The 22,986-nt window shown below is 42.1% G+C and carries 11 protein-coding genes; all 11 read left to right on the top strand.

Going from position 1 to position 22,986, the window contains the following annotated elements; genetic code table 11:
• The first annotated feature begins 183 nt into the window (after positions 1–183).
• The 11 genes from AAFN85_RS31410 to AAFN85_RS31360 all read left to right on the top strand — a co-directional run bounded on the left by AAFN85_RS31410 (position 184) and on the right by AAFN85_RS31360 (position 22,787).
• Positions 184–2,598, top strand: coding sequence for an ABC transporter permease (locus AAFN85_RS31410; RefSeq protein WP_347531934.1), 2,415 nt, complete (start codon positions 184–186; stop codon positions 2,596–2,598).
• A 119-nt stretch (positions 2,599–2,717) separates the two neighbouring features.
• Positions 2,718–4,235, top strand: coding sequence for an alpha/beta hydrolase-fold protein (locus tag AAFN85_RS31405; RefSeq protein ID WP_347531933.1), 1,518 nt, complete (start codon positions 2,718–2,720; stop codon positions 4,233–4,235).
• Between the two features lie 287 nt (positions 4,236–4,522).
• Entirely contained in the window at positions 4,523–6,943 is a 2,421-nt protein-coding gene (locus AAFN85_RS31400) for an ABC transporter permease (RefSeq protein ID WP_347531932.1), read from the top strand.
• Positions 6,944–7,114: 171 nt separating this feature from the next.
• On the top strand, positions 7,115–9,502 hold the full coding sequence (locus tag AAFN85_RS31395; RefSeq protein ID WP_347531931.1) for an ABC transporter permease: 2,388 nt from the start codon (positions 7,115–7,117) through the stop codon (positions 9,500–9,502).
• A gap of 135 nt (positions 9,503–9,637) precedes the next feature.
• The gene (locus AAFN85_RS31390; RefSeq protein ID WP_347531930.1) at positions 9,638–12,016 is read left to right on the top strand and encodes an ABC transporter permease; all 2,379 of its coding nucleotides are present in this window, start codon (positions 9,638–9,640) and stop codon (positions 12,014–12,016) included.
• A gap of 138 nt (positions 12,017–12,154) precedes the next feature.
• On the top strand, positions 12,155–14,521 hold the full coding sequence (locus tag AAFN85_RS31385) for an ABC transporter permease (protein ID WP_347531929.1): 2,367 nt from the start codon (positions 12,155–12,157) through the stop codon (positions 14,519–14,521).
• 121 nt (positions 14,522–14,642) lie between these two features.
• A complete protein-coding gene (locus AAFN85_RS31380) occupies positions 14,643–17,039 on the top strand; it encodes an ABC transporter permease (protein WP_347531928.1) in 2,397 nt (798 codons plus the stop codon).
• A 149-nt stretch (positions 17,040–17,188) separates the two neighbouring features.
• The gene (locus AAFN85_RS31375; protein ID WP_347531927.1) at positions 17,189–19,597 is read left to right on the top strand and encodes an ABC transporter permease; all 2,409 of its coding nucleotides are present in this window, start codon (positions 17,189–17,191) and stop codon (positions 19,595–19,597) included.
• Positions 19,598–19,912: 315 nt separating this feature from the next.
• The gene (locus AAFN85_RS31370) at positions 19,913–20,590 is read left to right on the top strand and encodes an ABC transporter ATP-binding protein (RefSeq protein WP_347531926.1); all 678 of its coding nucleotides are present in this window, start codon (positions 19,913–19,915) and stop codon (positions 20,588–20,590) included.
• A gap of 13 nt (positions 20,591–20,603) precedes the next feature.
• Entirely contained in the window at positions 20,604–22,037 is a 1,434-nt protein-coding gene (locus AAFN85_RS31365; protein WP_347531925.1) for a TolC family protein, read from the top strand.
• 162 nt (positions 22,038–22,199) lie between these two features.
• Complete coding sequence (locus AAFN85_RS31360; protein ID WP_347531924.1) at positions 22,200–22,787, top strand: porin family protein; 588 nt, start codon at positions 22,200–22,202, stop codon at positions 22,785–22,787.
• Positions 22,788–22,986 lie beyond the last annotated feature (199 nt).

Below are 22,986 nucleotides of genomic sequence, written 5' to 3'. Positions count from 1 at the left end.
ACCTCTAACCTCTAACCTCTAACCTCTAACCTCTAACCTCTAACCTCTAACCTCTAACCTCTAACCTCTAACCTCTAACCTCTAACCTCTAACCTCTAACCTCTAACCTCTAACCTCTAACCTTAACACTTTTTAACTACTCATTTAAAGGGTTTTGCGTATCATCGTATAAAACAAAATGGTATGATCAAAAACTACTTCAAAATAGCCTGGCGCAACCTGTGGAAGCATAAGTTTTACACTTTTATTAATATGTTTGGCCTTGCGCTGAGCATTGGTTGCAGTATCATACTGTTTCAGTTTATTACTTACCATTTAAGTTTTGATACCTATCATCATAATGCCAAAAACATTTACAGGGTTGTACACCGCATAACTTTTGATGACGGCGTACCGATTTATGATCAAGGCGCTTCCATAGCTTTGGCAAATGGTGTAAAAGCTGCCGATCCGCGGGTGAATGAGGCCGGGATCTTGTTACGGATGCACGATATCAATGTAACTATTCCCCAAACCGATGGTATCGGGAAAAAGATGTTTGCCGAGCATGAGAACATTGGCATTACCGATGGCCATTTTTTTAATCTGTTTGATTATCAATGGGAGCAGGGAAATAAAAGCACTTCGCTTACTGAACCCAATACTGTTGTTTTAAGCCACGGCCTGGCGCAGAAATATTTTGGTAGCCAGGATGTAATTGGCAAAACCATCAGGGTTGATAATAAAAATACGTTCAGGGTAACCGGTGTGGTGGCAGATCATCCCGCCAATACCGATATCAAGGCCGATCTGTTCCTGTCGCTATCAACACTTAAAAATATTTACCCGGACGTTTATCCTTTAATGCACGATAATTGGAGTTTTATTAACTCCACCAATTCCATCTACCTCGAACTGAAAGAAGGCGTAAACCCGCAGTTAATGGAAACGGATATCAACAAATTAGCCGTTAAAGCATTAACTGCCGCGGGTGCTAAGCCTTATCATTTTATGGTACTGCCTTTAAGCGAAGTACATTTTGATGGCCGTTTTGCCGGGGTTATTCAGCGCTCGTTATTAAGTACTTTGGGAGTAATTGGTTTGCTACTTATTATAATTGCTTGTGTTAACTTCATTAATATGGCAACAGCGCAAAGCTTTAAAAGGGCAAAGGAGATAGGCACACGCAAAGTTTTAGGCAGTTCACCTGCTGCTATATTTATCCAGTTCATTTCCGAAACCTCGTACATAGTACTTTTTGCCGCGTTGTTATCATTTGCATTGGTGGTTGTAGCCATGCCTGTTTTAAACAGCTGGCTGCAAACGGAGTTAAGTTTTAACCCCTTTACCGATGTCCGGCTCATTGTTTTTATATCAGTTGTTTTATTGCTGATCATTGGCGCCGCCGGCTCATATCCAGCATTGATATTAAGCAGGTTTAAGCCGGTAAACGCGTTAAAAAACCAGGTTGCAGGCAAAGTACAATCGGCAGGGTTTACACGTAAAGGTTTGATCATTGTACAAAATGTAATAGCACAGGTGCTTATCATCAGCACCATATTAATCACATTACAGGTACGCTATCTTAAAACTGCCGACCTCGGTTTTAATAAAAATGCGGTGATCATGCTGCCTGTGCCCGATAATAGTAAAACTAAAACCGACTACCTCCGCAATCAATTATTGGCCGATCCTGCTATCAAAAATGTCTCCTTTTGTTACCGTGCGCCATCCTCAACGGCCGATAAAGGCGGTTCGATCAAGTACGATACCCGCGATTGGGAAAAATTTGTAGGCTACACCATAATGGGCGATGCCGGGTACATTAAAACATTTGGCATACAATTAGTTGCCGGGCGTAATATTGTAGAAAGCGACACCGCCCGCGAGTATCTAATTAATGAAACGCTGGCCAAAAAGTTAGGGGTTAAAGATCCGCAACAGGTAATAGGTCGGAAGTTTGCAGCAGGCGACCTATCAGATAATCCGGGTACAATAGTAGGGGTAGTAAAAGATTTTCATGCCAAATCATTGTACACCGCTATTGCCCCCGAATATATTTCCACTTTTAGAAAAGGCTATCAATACGTGGGCGTAAAAATTGCTTCGGGTAATCCCTCAGCAGTTATTGATCATATCAAAAAAGAATGGCAGGCCGTTTATCCCGATAATGTTTTCGAATACCGCTTCCTCGATCAGCAGATTGCCGATTTTTATCAGAAAGAAGATCTGCTGAATAAACTCATTACCTCGAGCGCGGTGATAGCTATATTCATCAGTTGTTTAGGTTTATTGGGGCTGATTTCGCTGCTTACCTTGCAACGCACCAAAGAGATAGGGATCCGAAAAGTGCTTGGTGCATCTATAGCTAACATTACAGGTTTGCTTTCTGTCGATTTTCTGAAACTGGTATTGATTGCTGTTGTTGTGGCATCGCCAATTGCCTGGTTAATGATGAATAAATACCTGCAAAACTTCGCTTACCGCATTGATATTCAATGGTGGGTTTTTGTGCTGGCGGCTTTCGCTGCGTTGTTTATCGCGTTTATTACGGTTAGCTTTCAATCTATCAAAGCGGCTATGGCTAATCCGGTGGATAGTTTGAAGAATAGTGATTAGAGGTTAATGAATTAACTTTAAGAAGCAATGACGTGGGGGATAACGGTTTTATTTGATAAAATTATTGTAACCATCTCTATTAAAGCATCGTCTTACCTAAAATCAAAATGCTTATCCTTATGAAATCTCAGTTATATTTATTTTTAGCTGCTATTATCCTGTTAATGCTTAATCCGTTTGGCAAGGCTTATGCGCAGGACAAGGACATGCCCGGCAAACGCGATTCTATCAATTCGGTTGTATTAAATGAGAAGCGTGTTCTCCAGGTGATTCTGCCTGATGGCTATAAAGTCGGTTCGACAACTAAATATGATGTATTTTACATTCTTGATGATTGGAATATAAAATTAGGCCGCGATATTCAACGCTTTATTGAAAATGAGCATACCATGCCGCCAATGGTTATTGTTGGTGTGCTAAATACCGATCGCGACCGGGATTTTTTACCAACCCATAACAAGGGCAACAAAACATCTGGTGGGGCCGATAAATTTCTGAAGTTTTTTAAAGATGAATTGATCCCATACGTCAATAAAACTTACCCAGCCAATAACAACAATACGCTTTTTGGCCACTCCTTTGGAGGAGTGTTTGTTACCTATGCATTGCTTAACGAGCCGGATCTTTTTGATAATTACATAGCCGGTGATCCGAGTTATTGGTGGGACGGTGGCGTGATGATCAAGCAGGTAAAAGAAAAACTACCTTCGCTGGCCGGTAAAGGAAAATCGCTTTACATTGGTGGCCGCGAAGGGCAGGGGATGAAGGAAATGAATATCATAGCCATAGACAGCCTGCTGAAAAAAGATGCTCCGGCTGGTTTTGAATGGGTGGTGAAAGCTTATCCTAAAGAATCGCACGGCACAGTACGGCTAAAAAACTTCTACGACGGATTGAGGTTTGCGTATGAAGATTATGGCGGCAAGCAGTTGGCATTTCATCCGTCAAACGGAATTGTGCTGAAAAACAAACCCATCAAGATCTGGTATTTCAACGATACAACAAGGGTACATTATACCATAGATGGTTCGCAACCTATAATGCAATCACCGCTGATAAGGTCCGAAATAGAACTATCCGATGCAGGCAAAGTTACGCTGCGCGAAATAACGGTCCGCGCTAAATCTGAAAAAACGGTTACGGGCGAATTTGTTGAAGGCGGTTATCTGCCTGCAACAAAACTTAAAAAGAACTATAAGTCCGGCGGCTTTCATTATGCTTACTACGAAGGCCAATGGGATAAACTCCCCGACTTTAAAAAGCTGAAGCCAATAAAAGAAGGTATAGCCGACAGTACCTTCAGCTTAGATAAACTTCCGAAGCAAAACAATTTTGGCTTAGTTATGAGCGGGCAAATAGAAGTTAAGGAGGATGGTTATTACATCTTCGCATCAGGATCTGATGATGGCTGTAAATGGTACCTGAATGATAAACTCATTATAGATTTGGATGGTACCCATGATGGCGATGTAGGACAAACATACATCGCGCCTCTTAAAAAAGGATTTTATCCGCTAAGCATAGAGTATTTTCAAAAAGAGGGAGGTCGTCAGCTTATTGTGGAGTATCTAACTCCGGAGGATATTCTCAAAAAGAAATCGGTTACAATTCCTTACGCTTTGCGGTATGGATATTGAGTGAGGTTAAAGGCGAAAGGTCAAAGGCAAAAGGTAGCAAACAACGATAACTTACGAAGTTTCAAAAACTTCGTAAGTTTAATCTTTCAATAAAAAATCCTGCCCATCCCAAAAATCTCCCCAAATCCCGGTTCAGACTAATCTCCCCAAAACACTGTATCAATACCGTACACATGGTGTTACACTTGCGAACACCTGAATATTTTAATTTGATATAAAATGTTGATAATCAGTTGTTTGTTATTTTGGTATAGCTTTTACATAACTATCGAAAATCACAATTCGATATGCTGAAAAACTACTTCAAAATAGCATGGCGCAATATTATCCGTCATAAAGGTTATTCTGCCATAAACATTGCCGGCTTAACTGTTGGTATTGCAGCCTGTTTGCTCATTTTTGTGATCATCCAGTTCGAACTGAGTTTCAATACCTATAATCCAAATTTCAAAAATATATACCGCGTTACCACACAGGGTAAATCTGAAGCCGAAACAACAACAAATCCGGGCGTTGCCGTTCCAGCTACGGAGGCTTTGCGGTTAGATTTTCCGCAGGCTAAAGTGGCAGCTTTAAATAGCAGCTACGGCAGCCAAGTAACTGTTCCCGAAGTGGCAGGCAGCAATACCGGCGATAAAAAGTTTACCGAGGGTATTGGTGTGCTGTTTATCCAGCCGCAGTTTTTTGATATTTTTAGTTACAGATGGCTTTCGGGTGGCGCATCAGCATTAGCTAACCCCGATATGGTGGTTATTGATAAAACTACCGCCACCAAATACTTTGGTGATTGGAACAACGCAATGGGCAAAACCTTGCGGATGGACAATGTTTTAACCCTGAAAGTAGCAGGTGTTGTTGAAGACGCCCCATCAAACTCCGATTTTCCGTTTAAAGTGATGGTATCCTTTGTTACCTGGAAACTGCATCCTAAAGATTACAGCTATACTGAAGACTGGCACTCCACCAGCAGCAGCCACGAGATCTTTATGCTGTTCCCCCCAAGTATGAGCAAAGCAAATATCGAATCACAGCTCAAAGCTTTCTCTGCAAAACACTTCAAAAAAGAAAATAATTCAGAAACCACACTGATCGCGCAACCGCTGGGCGATATGCACTTTGATAAAGTGATAGGCAATCCGCTGGGAGATCATAGCACCAGTATGGCAACCTTGCGTACACTTTCCTTTATTGGGTTGCTCATTATTATCATGGCATCCATCAATTTTATCAACCTTTCTACAGCGCAATCAGTTGGTCGTTCAAAAGAGGTTGGGATCCGTAAAGTATTAGGCAGTACCCGTCCGCAACTTATTTTACAGGTAATTGGCGAAACTACTATCATCGTTATTATATCAGCATTAATTGCCATTGGCATTGCCAAATTGGCTATCCCGCAGTTAAAAAATATCGCGAATGTGCCGGAGAATATTAACCTGTTTAGTACCGGAAGTGTATTGTTTTTACTGGCGAGTACGGTAGCTATCATCCTGTTGTCAGGCGTTTACCCGGCGTTGGTGGTATCGGGCTTTAAACCGGTACTGGCGCTTAAAAATAAGATCACCGCGGCATCAATAGGGGGCATCCCGCTGCGCAGGGCATTGGTTATCGCCCAGTTTGCTATTTCGCAATTGCTTATCATCGGTACCATCGTAGCTGTAAACCAGATGGATTTTGTGAACAATGCCGATCTCGGCTTTAGTAAAAACGCTCTGCTCATCATCCCCGGTTATACCGATAGCGTGAGCCTGGGCAAAATGGAATCGTTTAAATACCAGCTGTTGCAAAACAAAAATGTAAAGGCGGTAAGTTTCTCATCAGATGTGCCATCGTCAGAAAACAACTGGGGTACTAATTTCTACTTCAATAACTCGAACAAGGATATTGGCTTTGCCACATTCATGAAGTTTGGTGATGCTGATTATTTCAAAACTTACGGACTGCAATTTGCTGCTGGTAAAGGTTATGACGTTAGTGATACCGTTAAGCAATATGTAGTTAACGAAACATTCATCCACAAATTAGGCATCCAAAACCCAGAGCAGGCCATTGGTAAAATGGTGAAACTTGGCGGCGGCAAATGGAAACCGATTGTTGGCGTAGTTAAAGATTTTAAAACCAATTCGCTCCGCGAAACTATTAAGCCACTGGTAATTGCACCTGCTAAAGGTTACGAAGGCCAGTTAGGCATCAAGATAGAAACAGCCAACCTCAGCAAAACCGTGGCCGAATTGCAAAAACTATGGGCAAATACCTATCCCGAGTATGCCTATAACGGCTACTTTTTAGATGAGCGAATAGCACAGTTTTACGAGCAGGAAAACAAAATGGCACTGGTGTACAAGGTGTTTGCTGGTATAGCAATCTTCATTTCGTGCCTTGGTTTATATGGCTTGGTATCGTTTATGGCAGTTCAGCGCACCAAAGAAGTTGGCGTGCGTAAAGTTCTCGGCGCATCAGTTACAAGCATTGTATTTCTGTTTTCAAAAGAGTTTATGGTGCTTATCGGTATCTCGTTCATCGTTGCCATGCCTACCGCCTGGTATATCATGAATGGCTGGTTGCAAACCTTTGTGTACCGCATTTCAATGAGCGCCTGGATCTTTGTATTGGCCATAGTATCATCATTGTTAATAGCTTGGATAACGGTAGGCTATAAAGCTGTGAAGGCCGCGCTGGCCAACCCCGTTAAAAGTTTACGATCTGAATAAATTGGTCATTAGGTCATTTGCTGCGCGTCATTAGGTCATTGTTGCCGGGTACAAAGCAAAATGACCGCCGAAAATAAAATGACTTAATGACCTAATGACGCGTAGCAAATGACGCAAAGTAAAATGACCCAATGACGCGTAGTGAATGACACGAAGTAAATGATATAAAAGATGCTTAGAAACTACATAAAAATCGCCTGGCGCAATATCCTTAACAATAAGGTTTATAGCGCTATTAATATTCTGGGGCTTGCCGCGGGGATGGCGGTAGCGTTGATGATAGGCCTTTGGGTGGTAAATGAGTATTCGTACGATAGGTTTTTGCCAAACTACGAGCAGCTTTACCAGGTTGAACAGCATTTTACAACCCAGCACGATGGCGAGCATACCCAAACCGCGCTGTCATTACCATTGGCCGAGGTTTTACGTAAAGAAATTCCCGGCATTAAACGTGTTGCCGAAACTGATTGGGTTGGTATGCAATGGCATGATCTGCTGGTGGGCGACAAGAAGCTTTATCTTGCAGGTGGTTCGGCACATCCCGATTTTTTGCAGATCTTTAAATACCCTTTTATAAAAGGTAGCGCAAAGGATGTATTCACTCAACCCAATTCCATTATCTTAAATGAATCGACTGCTAAAGCCCTTTTTGGCGATGCCGATCCCATTAACAAAATAGTACGGTACGATAACAGCCAAAACCTGAAAGTAACCGGGGTTATCAAAGATATCCCTAAAAATGCTACGCTACAATTCAGCTTTTTAACTCCTTTCGCCTTTAAAGAGGCTACAGAAGGTTGGATGAAAGGCGCCCGCACGATGTGGGTTAACAACTCGTTCAATATGTATCTCGAGTTGCAGCCCGGTGTAACTATGGAGCAGATTGCGCCAAAAATCAAAAACATCGTTTACGATCGCAGCGAACAAATGCGACCCGCCAAGCCCGAAGTAATTATTCATCCGCTTAAAAAATGGCATTTGTACAATGATTTTAAAAATGGTAAAGCCGTAGGTGGTTTTATTGATTATGTGCGGATGTTTAGCGTAATAGGCATTTTGGTATTACTTATTGCCTGTATCAACTTCATGAACCTATCAACCGCCCGCTCGGAAAAACGGGCACGCGAAGTAGGGGTACGCAAAGCAATCGGCTCACAACGCATCGATCTGATCGCCCAATTCCTGGCCGAATCTATCATGATCACTTTTATCTCGTTTTTGTTATCGGTGGTGATAGTGCAGTTGGCTATCCCATCGTTCAACGAGATTGTAGGTAGTGCAATCAGCATACCTTATACCAACGTATTGTTTTGGTTAATCATGATTGGTTATGTGCTGTTTACAGGTTTGCTGGCTGGTAGCAGGCCCGCGTTTTACCTGTCGTCATTTAATCCGGTGCAGGTTTTAAAAGGGACTATCAAAGTGGGTAAGGCGGCTTCATTACCGCGTAAAGTTTTGGTGGTGATGCAGTTTAGCTGTTCGGTAGCGCTGATTATCAGTACCATCATCGTTTATCAGCAAATACAGCATGCTAAAGACCGACCAACCGGCTACAGTTCTACCCGCCTAATGTTCACTGATATGAGCGGTGACCTGGAGAAAAATTATAAAGCTTTAAAAAATGACCTCATAGCCAGCGGAATGGTAGAAGATGTAGCATCGGCCTCAAGTCCGGTTACAGCTATCTACAGTCATGCGGCCATCGATAACTGGCCTCAAAAAAACGCCGACGAAAATGGCATTAGTGTAGGCGCTATCTCCATCTCAGCCAATTACTTCAAAACTATGGGGATGGCCATGAAGGACGGTCGCGATTTTTCGGCTGAGTGGGCTACTGATACTACAAGCGTGATCGTTAATGAGGCCGCGGTAAAACGGATGGGTTTAAAAGACCCTATCAATAAAGAGATCAATTACAATAACATGGGCCGCGTTCATATTATTGGTGTTGTTAAGGATGCGCTAATGGAATCGCCCTTTACGCCGGTACGGCCTGTAGTGTTTAACCATGGCAGGGGAGGTAACGAGATCATGTACCGCCTTGCACCCAACGTAAATATGCAGGATGCCATTAAAAAAATAGGCAATATCTTCGATACCTATAACCCTGCATACCCTTTCATATACAAGTTTGTTGATGAAGAATATAACCGCAAGTTTAGCCTCGAAGCGTTAGTGGGCAAACTGGCCGGCGTATTTGCAGGGCTGGCTATTTTCATCTCATGTCTTGGCCTGTTTGGCCTGGCCGCTTATGTGGCCGAGCAACGCACCAAAGAGATAGGCATCCGTAAAGTGCTTGGTGCTTCTATAGCACAGGTATGGCTAATGTTATCCAAAGAATTTATTTTACTGGTGATGATAAGCTGTATAATAGCTACACCGGTAGCCTTTTACTTTTTGAAAGATTGGTTACAGAAATATGAATACCGGATAACCATCGGCCCGGAAGTATTTGTGCTATCCGCAGTTGCGGCGATATTGATCACTCTGGCTACCATAAGTTTCCAGGCGATAAAAGCAGCATTGACTAACCCGGTGAAAAGTTTGCGTTCAGAATAAATTGTCATTCGGTCATTTGCTTCGCGTCATTAAATCATTAAGTCATTGTTGCAGGGCGCACAGCAAAAGGGACTTAATGACCTAATGATTCAATGACGCACAGCAAATGACTTAATGATATAATGATCGAATAATATGATAAGAAATTACATCAAAATTGCCTGGCGAAATTTGGTTCGTAACAAGGCTTACGCGAGTATCAGCGTTATTGGTTTGGCGTTGGGCATTGCCTGCGGCGTATTAATTTTTACGCTGATCACTTATCACCTTAGCTTTGATACTTTTCATAATAATGCCGATAGAATCTACCGTTTTTACACCGAGTTTCACGAAGAGGATGTGAGCCGCGTTGGGGCCGTGCCTCAGCCCATGGCAAAAGGTTATCGTGCCGATTTGGCTTACAGCGAAAAAACAGCGCGTGTAATTGATTTTAACCGCACACTGATCACTATAACCAAAGGAAATGATGTTAAGAAATTTGGTGAAGACGTTGGTGTTTCGTTCGCTGAGCCTGATTATTTCAGTATCCTTAATTTCCCTTTAATAAAGGGTGACAAAAAAACAATTCTGGCACGTCCTAACGAAGCGGTGATCACCGATAAAGTAGCTCATAAATACTTTGGTAACGACAACCCGGTAGGCAAAGTTTTTAGGCTGGATAACAAAGTGAACTTTACAGTAACCGGCGTATTGAAGGATCTGCCTAATAACACAGATCGCCGCTCAGAAATTTATCTCTCGTACAGCACAATGGATGAGTATGCAGGTAAAGACCGTGAAAATAATTGGGGAGGCGTGTACAGTGGTTGTCAGGCCTATACCTTATTAAAACCGGGCATAACCCCGGCTCAGGCAGAAAAAGGCATGCTGCAACTGATAAAGAAAAATTATACCGGCCGCGATTTGCAGGTATGGCGTTTTAAACTCCAACCCATTGCCGATATGCACTTCGACCGCGAATTGGGTGGTTACGCGGATAAAAAATACCTCTGGGCTTTGTTTTTTATCGGCCTGTTCCTGATCATAACCGCTTGTGTAAACTTTGTGAACCTTGCAACCGCGCAGGCCCTTAACCGCGCTAAGGAAGTTGGTGTGCGCAAAGTATTGGGCAGCTTACCGAGCCAACTGTTTTGGCAGTTTATTGCCGAAACCGCTATTATCAGTATAATAGCGGTAGGCGTGGCTATAGGTTTAGCCCAACTTGCGCTTAAACCGCTTAATAACCTTTTCCATTCGGAAATGGCCTTTAATTGGCCGCAATTAATTGGGTTTATAGTGGTGATAGCTATTGCTGTTGTCTTTCTTTCGGGTTCATACCCTGGGTTGGTTTTGGCGCGGTTTCAGCCTATACAAGCATTAAAAAGCAAGCTATCTCAAAAAGCAGTGGGCGGTTTTTCGTTGCGCCGGGTGTTGGTTGTAACTCAATTCACCATATCGCAGGTGCTTATTATAGGTACTATCATTGTTGTATCGCAGTTGCACTATTCTCAAAATGCCGATCTCGGATTTAATAAAAAAGCAATAGTTATAGTGCCGCTCCCGCAGGATGATAAGATTAAAATGAACACGCTGGGTAATCAGATCAGCGCGATACCAGGCGTAGAAAATGTTAGCTTTTGCTCTAATCCGCCGGCTTCGCGCTCAAACAGTAACACAGGTGTACAATATGACAACCGCCCCGAAGATGAGCATTGGAGCATAAATACCAAAGAAGCCGATGTTAATTATCTGTCAACCTTTAAAATAAAACTGATAGCCGGACGGAATTTTTTCAAAGGCGATTCGGTGAAAGAACTCCTGGTTAATGAAACTTTTGTTAAAAAGCTAAACCTTAAACCGCAAGATGTTTTGGGCAAGCAAATGGCAGTAAACGGTCGTTCGTACAAAGGGACTATTGTAGGCGTGATGAAGGATTTTTACAACTACTCATTCCATACCGAGATCGCACCTATATGTGTAATGCCTAATTTTCAAGGTTTATATACTATAGCTGTTAAAATAGATATGCGTAATGCCAAACCTACATTGGCTGCGCTGGATAAGGTTTGGAACCAAACTTTCCCGCAGGAATTGTACAAATACCAGTTTTTGGATGATACTATCGCTCATTTTTATGAAATGGATAATATCCTGCTAACCCTTATCGAAGCGTTTGCAGGTATAGCTATCATCATCGGTTGTTTGGGCTTGTATGGTTTGGTATCATTTATGGCCGCGCGCAAAACCAAAGAAATTGGCGTACGCAAGGTACTGGGTGCCAATATCAGCAGCATATTGTGGTTGTTTGGTAAAGAGTTCAGTATCCTGTTACTTATTGCTTTTGTTATAGCGGCGCCGTTGGCCTGGTGGGCAATGCATAATTATTTGAAAGATTTTCAATACCGGATCAGTATCGGCCCCGAAATATTTGTAATGTCAATCATTTCTACGTTCATCATCGCCTGGATCACGGTAGGGTACCGGGCTACTATGGCAGCGTTGGCAAATCCAGTTAAAAGTTTAAGATCAGAATAGGTCATTTGCTGCGCGTCATTAAGTCATTGAGTCATTTTGCATTTGCGTCATCAATGATCGAACAAAGCAAAATGACTCAATGGCCTAATGATCCAATGACCAGGATAAAAAAGACTTAATGACCTAATGATTTAAAAGATGCTTAGAAATTATATAAAAATCGCCTGGCGAAACATCATTAATAATAAGGCCTATACAGCAATTAATGTTTTAGGGTTGGCGGCCGGTATGGCTGTTGCTTTGATGATAGCTTTATGGGTTACCAACGAATACTCGTACGATAAGTTTTTACCTAACGCCGATAGGGTGTACCAGGTGCGCCGCAATTTTAACAGTAATGGCGAAATGCTTACGTTCAGTTCAACATCATTAAAATTGGCTGATGTATTAAAGACGTTGCCCGAAGTTGAGTACGTAGCGCCCACAGATTGGGGTGGCACTCATGGATTGATGGTTGGCGATAAAAAGCTATCGATAGATGGCGTACAGGCAGGCAGCGATTTCCTGAAAATGTTTGAATACAGTTTTTTACAGGGAAGCCGCTCATCTGCTTTGAACGATCCATACTCAATTGTGCTAACCAAGGCTACTGCCATTGCGTTATTCGGAACCGAAAATGTGATCAACAAAGTGGTTAAGGTTGATAATAACTACAATTTAAAAGTTACCGGTGTAATACAGGATGTGCCTTTAAATTCAACGCTTCAGTTTAAATACATCATACCCTTTAGTTTAATGGAGCAGCAGCCTTACATGAAAGGCGCTCACGATAGTTTCGGCAACAATAGTTTTGAACTTTTTGCCAAGCTAAAACCCGGTGTAACCTACGCGCAGCTCGCTCCAAAGATAATCCATATTGAAAAAGGGGAGAAAAACATCAACGCCGAAAACTCGGATGTGATCATGCAAGCAATGGCCGACTGGCATCTGTATTCCGACTATAAAAATGGCGTAGCCGGTGGTGGTTTTATTGATTATGTGCGCACCTTTAGCATTGTTGGCATTTTGGTATTACTGATAGCCTGCATCAACTTTATCAACCTCACCACAGCCCGGTCTGAAAAACGCGCCCGTGAAGTAGGCATCCGCAAAGCCATCGGCTCACAACGTCAGCATCTCATCTTCCAGTTTCTTACAGAATCTACCTTGATCACTTTGATCTCTTTTATCTGCTCGGTACTTTTTGTGCAGATAGTGCTTACGCCGTTCAACGCGCTTACGGGTACTACTATCGCTATCCCTTTTAATAATATAACCTTTTGGCTGGTAGCTATGGGTTGCGTACTGCTTACTGCATTAATTGCGGGGAGCAGGCCGGCATTTTACCTATCGTCATTTAATCCTGTTAAGGTATTAAAGGGAACGATACAGGTTGGCCGCTCGGCATCCTTCTCACGCAAGATTCTGGTAGTAATGCAGTTTAGCTGTTCAATAGCGCTGATCATCAGCACAGTGGTTATTTACAGGCAAATTCAATACGCTAAAAATCGACCCGCGGGTTATGACATTAATAGGTTGATGGCCACCAATGCCAACGAGGATCTGGGCAAACATTTCTCCGCGTTTAAAAACGAGTTATTGCAAAGCGGCGTAATTGAAAGTATCTCTACAGCATCGAGCGCTATTACAGATATCAATATGCACAACAATCTCGACCAATGGCCTGGTAAAATGGCCGGCGAAACAGTTGAGATGGGTGTAGTTGCAATTGCTAATGATTTTTTTAAAACCGCCAACATGAAAATGCTTGCCGGTAGAGATTTCAATAATGCCGGATCTGATTCTTTGAACATTATTTTTAACGAAGCTGCTGTTAAAAGGCTTCGTCTTAAAGGCTATCCGATAAGTCAAATACTAACTTATGCTGGCAGGCCTGTTAAGATAATCGGTGTAGTTAAAGATGCCTTGATGCTATCGCCTTTTGCCAAAGCCGATCCAACCATGTTTATCTATAACAATGATCCGCATCAAAACATGATTTACCGTTTGTCGGCTAAGGTAAACCCGCATACCGCTATTGATAAAATAGGGGAGATATTTTCGAAATACAGTCCTGCTTATCCATATACCTATCGCTTTGTTGATGATGATTACAACCGCAAGTTTGGTCAGGAAGTATTGGTAGGTAAACTATCGGGCATATTTGCAGGCCTGGCAATTTTCATTTCATGCCTCGGGCTGTTTGGTTTGGCGGCCTATATTGCCGAGCAGCGCACTAAAGAGATAGGAGTACGTAAAGTATTAGGCGCAACGGTAAGCCAGTTATGGTTTTTATTATCAAAAGATTTTGTATTACTGGTGCTGATCAGCTGTGTAATAGCATCGCCATTAGCATTTTACTTTTTACAGGGCTGGTTGCAAAAGTATGATTACCGGGTAACCGTTGGGCCGGGCGTGTTTATCATATCGGCTATAGTGGCTATCGGGATCACGCTGGCAACTATAAGTTTCCAGGCTATCAAGGCGGCGATTGCAAATCCGGTTAAAAGCTTGCGTTCGGAATAGAACTGGTCATTAGGTCATTTTGCTGCGCGTCATTAGGTCATTGAACGCATTCAAAAATGACTTAATGCCCCGATGACTTAGTGATATTTAAGAATGACTTAATGAAATAATGATATAAGATATGCTGAGGAATTACTTCAAAACCGCCTGGCGGAACATCTGGAAAAGCAAGGTTTTTTCGGCTATTAACATTTTCGGATTGGCCGTGGGGATGGCCGCCTGTATTGTTATTGTACTTTTTGTGAGCTATGAAAAAAGCTTCGATAACCTGCATACCAAAAATATTTACCGCCTAAACGAGGTGCAGAAATTTGAGGGGATGGGTGCATCGCAAAAGGTGGCTTTATCCATGTTCCCGATGGGGCCGACCTTAAAAGCCGACTTCCCCGAGATCAAAAACTTTACCCGAGTACGCTGGCAGCAAAAATTCCCCCTCAACTATGGGATGAAACGTGTGTACATGCCGCAGGTGTTTTTTGTGGATTCGGTGTTTTTAAAAATGTTTGATTTTAAGCTCGTAAGGGGAGATAGGGAAACTGCCTTGCTAAGGCCACGCAGTGTTTTATTAACCGAGGATGCCGCCAAGCGCATGTTTGGCAACGAAGATCCGATGGGCAAAACCATCACCAATTACGGACAGGATACCGTAAGTTATGCCGTAACTGGTATCTTAGCCAATACGCCTAAAAACTCGCAATTGCAGTTTGATTGCCTGTTCTCATTCAGTAGTATTTACAAGCCTTGGATGTTTACCAATTGGGGCGGCAACTGGCTCAATACTTATCTGGAACTGGCCCCTGGTACTAACACCGCCGCTTTAGAAAAGAAATTTCCGGCCTATCTTGAAAAATATCGTGGTAAAGGCGGCTCAAAAAGTTATGAGTTGTTCCTGTTATCCCTTAAAGATGTTCATTCCAACTCGGCCGATATTGGGTTGGATTATATCAATTATCAAAAGTTCGATAAACATATCACCAACCTGTTTTCTGTTATAGGCATTATTGTTTTGGTGATAGCTTGTATCAATTTTATTAACCTTTCCACCGCGCGTTCGTCCGAGCGGGCCAAGGAAGTTGGTGTTCGTAAATCTATCGGTGCGGGCCGTTTCCAGTTGGCTATGCAATTTTTGGGCGAAACAGTGTTGCTCTCACTCATTGCTTTGATTTTTGCATGTGTGCTGGTAATTTTTGCTATTCCGTTTATCAATAGTTTAAGTCAGCGGGATATTAGTTTGCCACTGCATGATAACCGGATGCTGATCGGTTTGATATTGATAAGCACTGTGCTGGTGGGTATTATATCTGGTATTTACCCGGCGTTGTTCCTGTCGTCGTTCAAGCCCGTGAAGGTATTGAAGGGTGCTATTACTTCGGCCGGCGGTAACAAGGTTCCGTTGCGTAATATTTTGGTGGTAGGGCAGTTTACCAGTGCCGTGATCTTGATGATCGCCACCGTGTTTGTGATCAAGCAGCTTAAGTTTATGCAGCAAAAAGATCCGGGTTTTAACCGTGATCAGATCGTTAATGTTCCGGTAAAACTTGTGCCCGGAGAAAAATATGATTTATTTAAGCAGGAGTTACAATCAAGTACCCTGGTACAGGGAGTTACCGCATCGCAGGATATTTTGGGTAGCCATCTTGATCAAACAGGTATCTCATTTAAACTGGGCGATTCGCCTTTGCGCCAGCTTACATCAACCTTGCTGGTGGTTGATAATAATTATCTCGATCTGTATAAGATCAAACTGCTGATGGGGAGTAACTTCTCTAAAGATACCTCGGCCGTTTGGAAGCAGTATATCATTAACGAGGCTTTGGCTAAAGAACTGCTAAAAGATCACAAGGGTAAAAACATGGAATCGTTGCTTGGTCAGCGTTTTGGTTTTGACTCGTTGGGGGTGATTACCGGAATTGCCAAAGATTTTAATTTTAACTCGTTGCATTATAAAGTTGAAACGCTGTTCCTTGTAAATGGAAAAGGGTTTAGCCAGATGTCAGTAAAAGTTAACGGTGCCCGGGCTAAAGACGCTGTGGCCTTTATCCAATCTACCTGGATGAAAATGTTCCCCGGTGTACCTTTTGAGTACCAGTTTTTGGACGATCATTTCAAAGAAGTTTACAGTGTAGATAATCAGATAAGTACTGTAGTAAGTATTTTAGCGGGATTGATCATTATTATATCTTGCCTCGGCTTATTTGGCCTTGCATCATACTCCGCCGAAAAACGGGTGAAAGAAATTGGTGTTCGTAAAGTGCTTGGTGCATCGGTACAAAATATTGTGGTGCTGCTTTCGGGCCATTTTGTAAAACTGGTACTGATTGCCAATGTAATAGCATGGCCTATCGCGTTTTACGGCATGACCAGGTGGTTGCAGGATTTTGCCTATCGTATTGATATCAGTTGGTGGGTATTTGGCATAGCCGGCATCGTATCGCTACTAATAGCTTTTGCAACGGTAAGCTTCCAGGCTATTAAAGCGGCGGTAGCTAACCCGGTTAAAAGCCTTAGATCGGAGTAGGTCATTCGCTTCGCGTCATTGAATCATTAGGTCATTGAGTCATTTTTGCATTCGCGTCATTAACGATCAAGCAATTCAAAAATGACCTAATGATTCAATGGCCAAAGCAAAAATGACTTAATGACCCAATGACATAATGAAACAAGAATATGATTAAAAACTATATAAAAACAGCATGGCGTAACCTTATTATCAACAAGGTTACTTCGTTAATAAGTATTTCGGGATTGGCGGTTGGGATAGGCTGCTTTATGCTGCTGGCTACCTATTTGTTAAATGAGTTACGGTATGACACTTTTCACGTTAATGCCGATCGTATTGTGCGGATAGTGTATAACTATAAATCGGCAGATGATGCTGAGGCAAAAACGGTAGGGGTAACGCCCACAGCCGCAGTTCCGGTATTTAAACAACAGTTTCAGGATGTTGCCGAAGCGGTGAGGGTTTATGATTATTCGAGCGGCGGTGTTGGGGTGAAGTACAAGGATAAACTTTTTAACGAAAAAAGGTTTTTATTGGCTGATGAGCCGTTTTTCAGAATATTCAGCTTTAAGTTTTTGCAGGGCGATGCTGCTACAGCGTTGAATGATCCTTCATCGGTGGTAATCACCGCTTCTACAGCAAAAAAATACTTCGGCAGTGAAAACCCGGTAGGGAAAGTGTTTAAAGTTAAGGGCACTAATAACATGATGGTTACTGGTGTTATTGAGGATGTTCCGGAGTATTCACATATCAAATTTGATATGCTCGGATCATACGCCATCGCGCCAAGATCAAAAAACCTAACCTGGGATTCTGCAAACGATTATTCTTATTTATTATTGAAACCAGGCGTAAGCGTGGCATCTGTTCAAAATAAAGTAAATGGTTTTTTAAGCAACTTGTTTAAAGATGCTGCCAGGCAGGGTTATCACGTATGGTACACCCTCGAGCCATTAAAAAGGATCCATTTATATTCACCGGCGGCCGATAGCCTTACGCCCCAGGGTAACATAAAATATCTTTATATTTTAGGAGTAGTAGCTATTATAATGTTATTGCTTGCCTGTGTTAATTTTTTAAACCTCGTTACTGCTAAGGCTATCGATAGGGGCCATGAAATAGGTGTTAGAAAAGTGATGGGTGCAGGGAGATCGCAACTGTTTTCTCAATTTATGATAGAGGCGGCCATGATTACAACGGTATCGATCATTGTTGGTTTTTTAATTGCCCAATCAAGTTTTGGTTGGTTCAGTAATTTTTCGGGACAGCAGTTGAGTTTTGATACCTGGAATACATCGTGGCTTGTTATGACTTCTGTTGTGTTATTGGTAGTAGTTACTTTTTTGGCAGGCACCTATCCCTCGTTATACTTATCCTCATTTAACCCGGTGGTTACCTTAAAAGGTAAGATGACCGGTTCCAGAAGCAGTAGTTTTTTGCGCAGATCGCTGGTGATCTTCCAGTTTGTTGTATCGGTGTTTTTTATGATCTGTACTGTTATTGCAGGCAGCCAATTGCGCTATATTCAAAATTTAAATGTGGGCATTAACCGCGACCAGGTAATGGTGTTAAACAGCTGGCAATCGTTAGATGAAATGCGGACGTTCAACAACGAAGTTAGTCAGCTGCCGGGTGTAGTAAATGTAACCGCCTCTTACGATTCGCCGCTAAGTGTGGGTGGTGGATATAGTATTGACAAGGCCGATGGGAAAAGTGCCAATTACTCACTCTCCGTTACCGCCCTTCCGGTTGAGCGTAACTTTATAAAAACGCTTGGTATTAAATTGGTTCAGGGAAATGATTTCACGCTGGCCGATGAACAGCAATTGGCTGTGAAAGATGAAAATCAGCGTGTTTATGGCTTTATTATTAATGAAAAAGCAGCCGCTGCTTTAGGATGGAAAGCGGATGAAGCTATTGGCAAACGCATAAGCCTTAATGGTAGGGCAGGTGAGATCCGAGCGGTTGCACGTAATTTTAATTTCGCCTCTATCCGTCACGAAATTACACCGATTGTAATGTTTACCGATTCATATTTCGGGAAGATCCTGATCAAAACATCCGGAAAAAACCTCCCGCAAACCATTGAAGCCATCAAACATAAATGGGCCGACTTTAAGCCAGCGTCGCCTTTTGAATACCACTTCCTCGACCAGGAATTTGATGAGATGTATAAATCCGAACAACGCACAGGATCAATTCTTACTGCCTTTACATTGGTTACCATATTCATTTCCTGCCTCGGTTTATTTGGCCTCGCTGTATTCTCTACCAAACAAAGGGTAAAAGAAGTAGGTGTACGCAAAGTGTTGGGTGCAAGCGTATTCAGCATAGTAAAATTGGTTTCGGGCGATTTTCTGAAACTGGTGATCATATCGGTTGTCATCGCTTCGCCAATTGCCTGGTATGCTATGCACCAATGGTTGCAGGATTTTGCGTATAAGATCAGTATCCAGATCTGGGTGTTCATCGCTGCGGGGGCTACAGCCATATTGATCGCGTTTATAACGGTTAGTTTACAATCGATAAAGGCAGCATTGGCTAATCCTGTGAAGAGTCTGCGTTCAGGAGATTGATTTTTGAGGTAAAAGGTTAAAGGCGAAAGCTGAAAGGTAAAACATCTTAGTAGGATGCCAAATCTTTCAGCTTTCGTTTTTTACACCAAAAACCTTTAGCCTTTCACCTTTTGACTTTCGCCTCCAAAAAAACACTGTATCATAACCGTACGCATTCTGTTACATAAGCGAACAGTAATAATTAATGATAATCATTTAATGTGTTGATTTTTAGTTAGATATAACTTTGGTATGTTATTGATATGTTAATCGCCAAATGATGAGTATTATTGTTCAACTCATTTATTTACTAACAAACTAATTCAATAACAAAAAATGTTATCACTGCAGCATATTTCAAAGTATTACCAGGTAGGGGGCAACAAAAATATCATCCTGAACGATCTGAGCCTTGAGGTTGACGAGGGCGAATTTATTTCGATCATGGGTCCATCGGGTTCGGGTAAATCTACCTTGCTGAATATCATCGGGATGCTCGACGAGCCATCAGACGGTTACCATTACTTTGAGGGCCATGCGGTGCATCAGCTTAAAGAAAAACAACGCTCGGCCCTGTACAAACAGTATATCGGTTTCGTGTTCCAGGCATATCACCTTATTGATGAGCTTACCGTTTACGAAAACATCGAAACTCCGCTTATTTACCAGGATTTTAAAAGCGCCGAACGTAAAGCCATGGTTGCCGATATGTTGGATCGCTTTAGCATTGTAGGTAAAAAGGATCTGTTCCCTGCCCAATTATCAGGCGGTCAGCAACAGTTGGTGGGTATAGCCCGCGCCTTGATCGCTAAGCCAAAACTGTTATTGGCGGATGAGCCAACCGGTAACCTCAACTCAAAACAAGGGGAGGAGATCATGGAGCTGTTCCGAAAGCTTAATAAAGAAGATGGCGTGACCATTATACAGGTTACCCACTCCGAAAAAAATGCCGAATACGGTTCGCGCATTATCGATTTGCTGGATGGCAGGATCGATTCATCAAGAAAACTCTGAACTCAATAATAAAATGCGATACTATAAATTTCTATTTTTTGGTTTGGTTGCGTTATCGTCGGCAAAGGCCTACGCTCAATCAGATTCTACGTACAACTTGCAAAAGTGCATCGACATCGCCATAAAAAACAACCTCGATGTTAAGCAAAGCGAACTGAAAGCGCAAAGCGCCCGGATTGATTTTAATCAGGCTAAAGAAAATATGCTGCCTACCTTAAACGGTACTGTTAATCATGGTATTAACAACGGGCGTAACATTAACCCTTTTACCAACGCTTACGTAACCCAATCATTAACCTACGGTAACTACAGCCTTGAATCGAACCTTACTTTGTTTGGTGGCTTGCAAAATGTAAACGCCATCAAACAAACCTCGCTTGCTTACCAGGCCGGTAAAATGGACCTGCAACAGGCAAAGGACTTGGTTACTATTAACGTGATCACCGCTTATTTGCTGGTTTTGGATAATACCGAATTGCTGGCAGCGGTTAAAAACCAGGTTGATGTATCGGCTAAGCAGGTAGAACGCTTAACCGTATTGGAAAAAGATGGAGCGAATAAACTACCATCTGATCTGTACGATTTGCAAGGTACTTTGGGCGATAACAAGTTAAACGTAGTATCGGCAAATAGCGCGCTGGAAAATGCCAAGCTAAGCTTGATGCAGATCCTCAATATCCCGTACAGTAAGAATTTTGTGTTGCAACCTATCAACGCCGAAGATGTGGCTAAACAAAGCGCTTTATCGTCTGATCAGATCTATGAGACAGCCCTACAAGAATTAGCATTGGTTAAAGCGGCTACGCTCCGCCGCCAAAGCGCCGAAAAGGCTGTTAGCGTTGCTAAAGGTGCTTTATTGCCTAATATATCGCTATATGGAGGTTTATATACCAATTATTCAAGCGCGGCACAATCGTCGGTATTTAAAGATTCGTCGGTTGTGAATACCGGTGGTTACATCAACACACCGGGTGGTGGCAAACAATCTGTGTTAAGTACTCAGGCCAATTATGTAAATAAAGATATTGGCTACTACGATCAGTTTAAAAACAACTACAGCACGCAATTTGGTGTGAGTTTGAGGATCCCGATCCTGAACTACTTCCAAAATCATAACAAAGTAGCTAAAGCTAAGATCGATCTGTTGAGCTACAAATACATTGAAGAAAACACTAAGATCAAGCTGAAACAGGATGTTGAAACTGCTTATCTGAACATGACATCGGCTTACAACAGGTTCAGCGTATTGATTGACCAGGTTAAATCATACGGTGAATCGTTCCGTACGGCCGAGATCCGTTTCAACGCGGGTGTTTTAACTTCGGTAGATTATGTGGTGGCCAAAAACAACCTTGATAGAGCCCGCATTAACCTCATCAACGCCCGTTACGATTGCTATATCTACAACAAAATATTAGATTACTACCAGGGCAAATTAGCGCTCTAAAACTTTTGGAATTGTAAAAAAGTTATACTTTTATTCCAGCTAATTAGTTTATATATCCGGTTGAAACTTTATTCACTTACAGTGGTTATGGTTTTAATCGGATATTTCTAATTTTAAACCGGTACTTAATTATCCTTATATCAACCTATTAATTCAATGAAAATGAAAAAAACACTTTTACTCTCATTAGCAATTTTCTTATTCTCTGTAGGAGTATCAAAAGCACAGGTTATCCCAAGCTTTTCTTTTGGTCTTAAAGGCGGCTTAAACTATTCAACATTCCCATCAAACGGTATTTTTAATAATGATAACAAGGCGGGTTACCAGGCTGGTGCATGGGCACGGATCGGCGGCTTGGGATTTATCTTCCAGCCGGAGTTATATTTCACCAGCAAAAACGTAACTGTTAATAACGGCGGAGCGCCCAATAAACAGCAATTTAAAAGCTTTGATGTGCCGCTATTGGTAGGTGGTAAAGTTGGAGCCTTAGGTTTAGGTGGAAGGTTTTACGGTGGCCCGGTGTTATCATTTACTACAGGAAGAGACAATGCTTTTGATGATGCTACAAGGCTTAAATACAAAGACGCCAATTACGCCTTACAGGTAGGCGCAGGTGTCGACATTAGCAGTCTTTCTATTGATTTACGTTACGAAGGCGGTTTGAATAAAATTGCTTATGGCAATGATAATTCGCATACCCGTATTAGCTTATTTAGCTTAGCGGTAGCTTATAAATTGTTCTCGTTGTAAGATCCTAACTTTTTATATAACAGAAGAGACCGGACCCAAAAGGCCGGTCTCTTCTGTTTTATATCGTATTTACTGTACGTCATTGCTGTAAAGGTTAGATAATTCGGTAACAGAATTAGGGATTATTTTTGTTGTTTAGGGTAGCCATATCAATGGGCTTTTTACCATTAATCCCCTGATGTGGCCTTTCCCAGTTATA

The sequence above is a fragment of the Mucilaginibacter sp. CAU 1740 genome (genome assembly GCF_039839285.1).
Taxonomy (GTDB): Bacteria; Bacteroidota; Bacteroidia; order Sphingobacteriales; family Sphingobacteriaceae; genus Mucilaginibacter.
The sequence above is the reverse complement of the archived record's forward strand: the minus strand, read 5'-3'. Positions and strand labels throughout refer to the sequence as shown.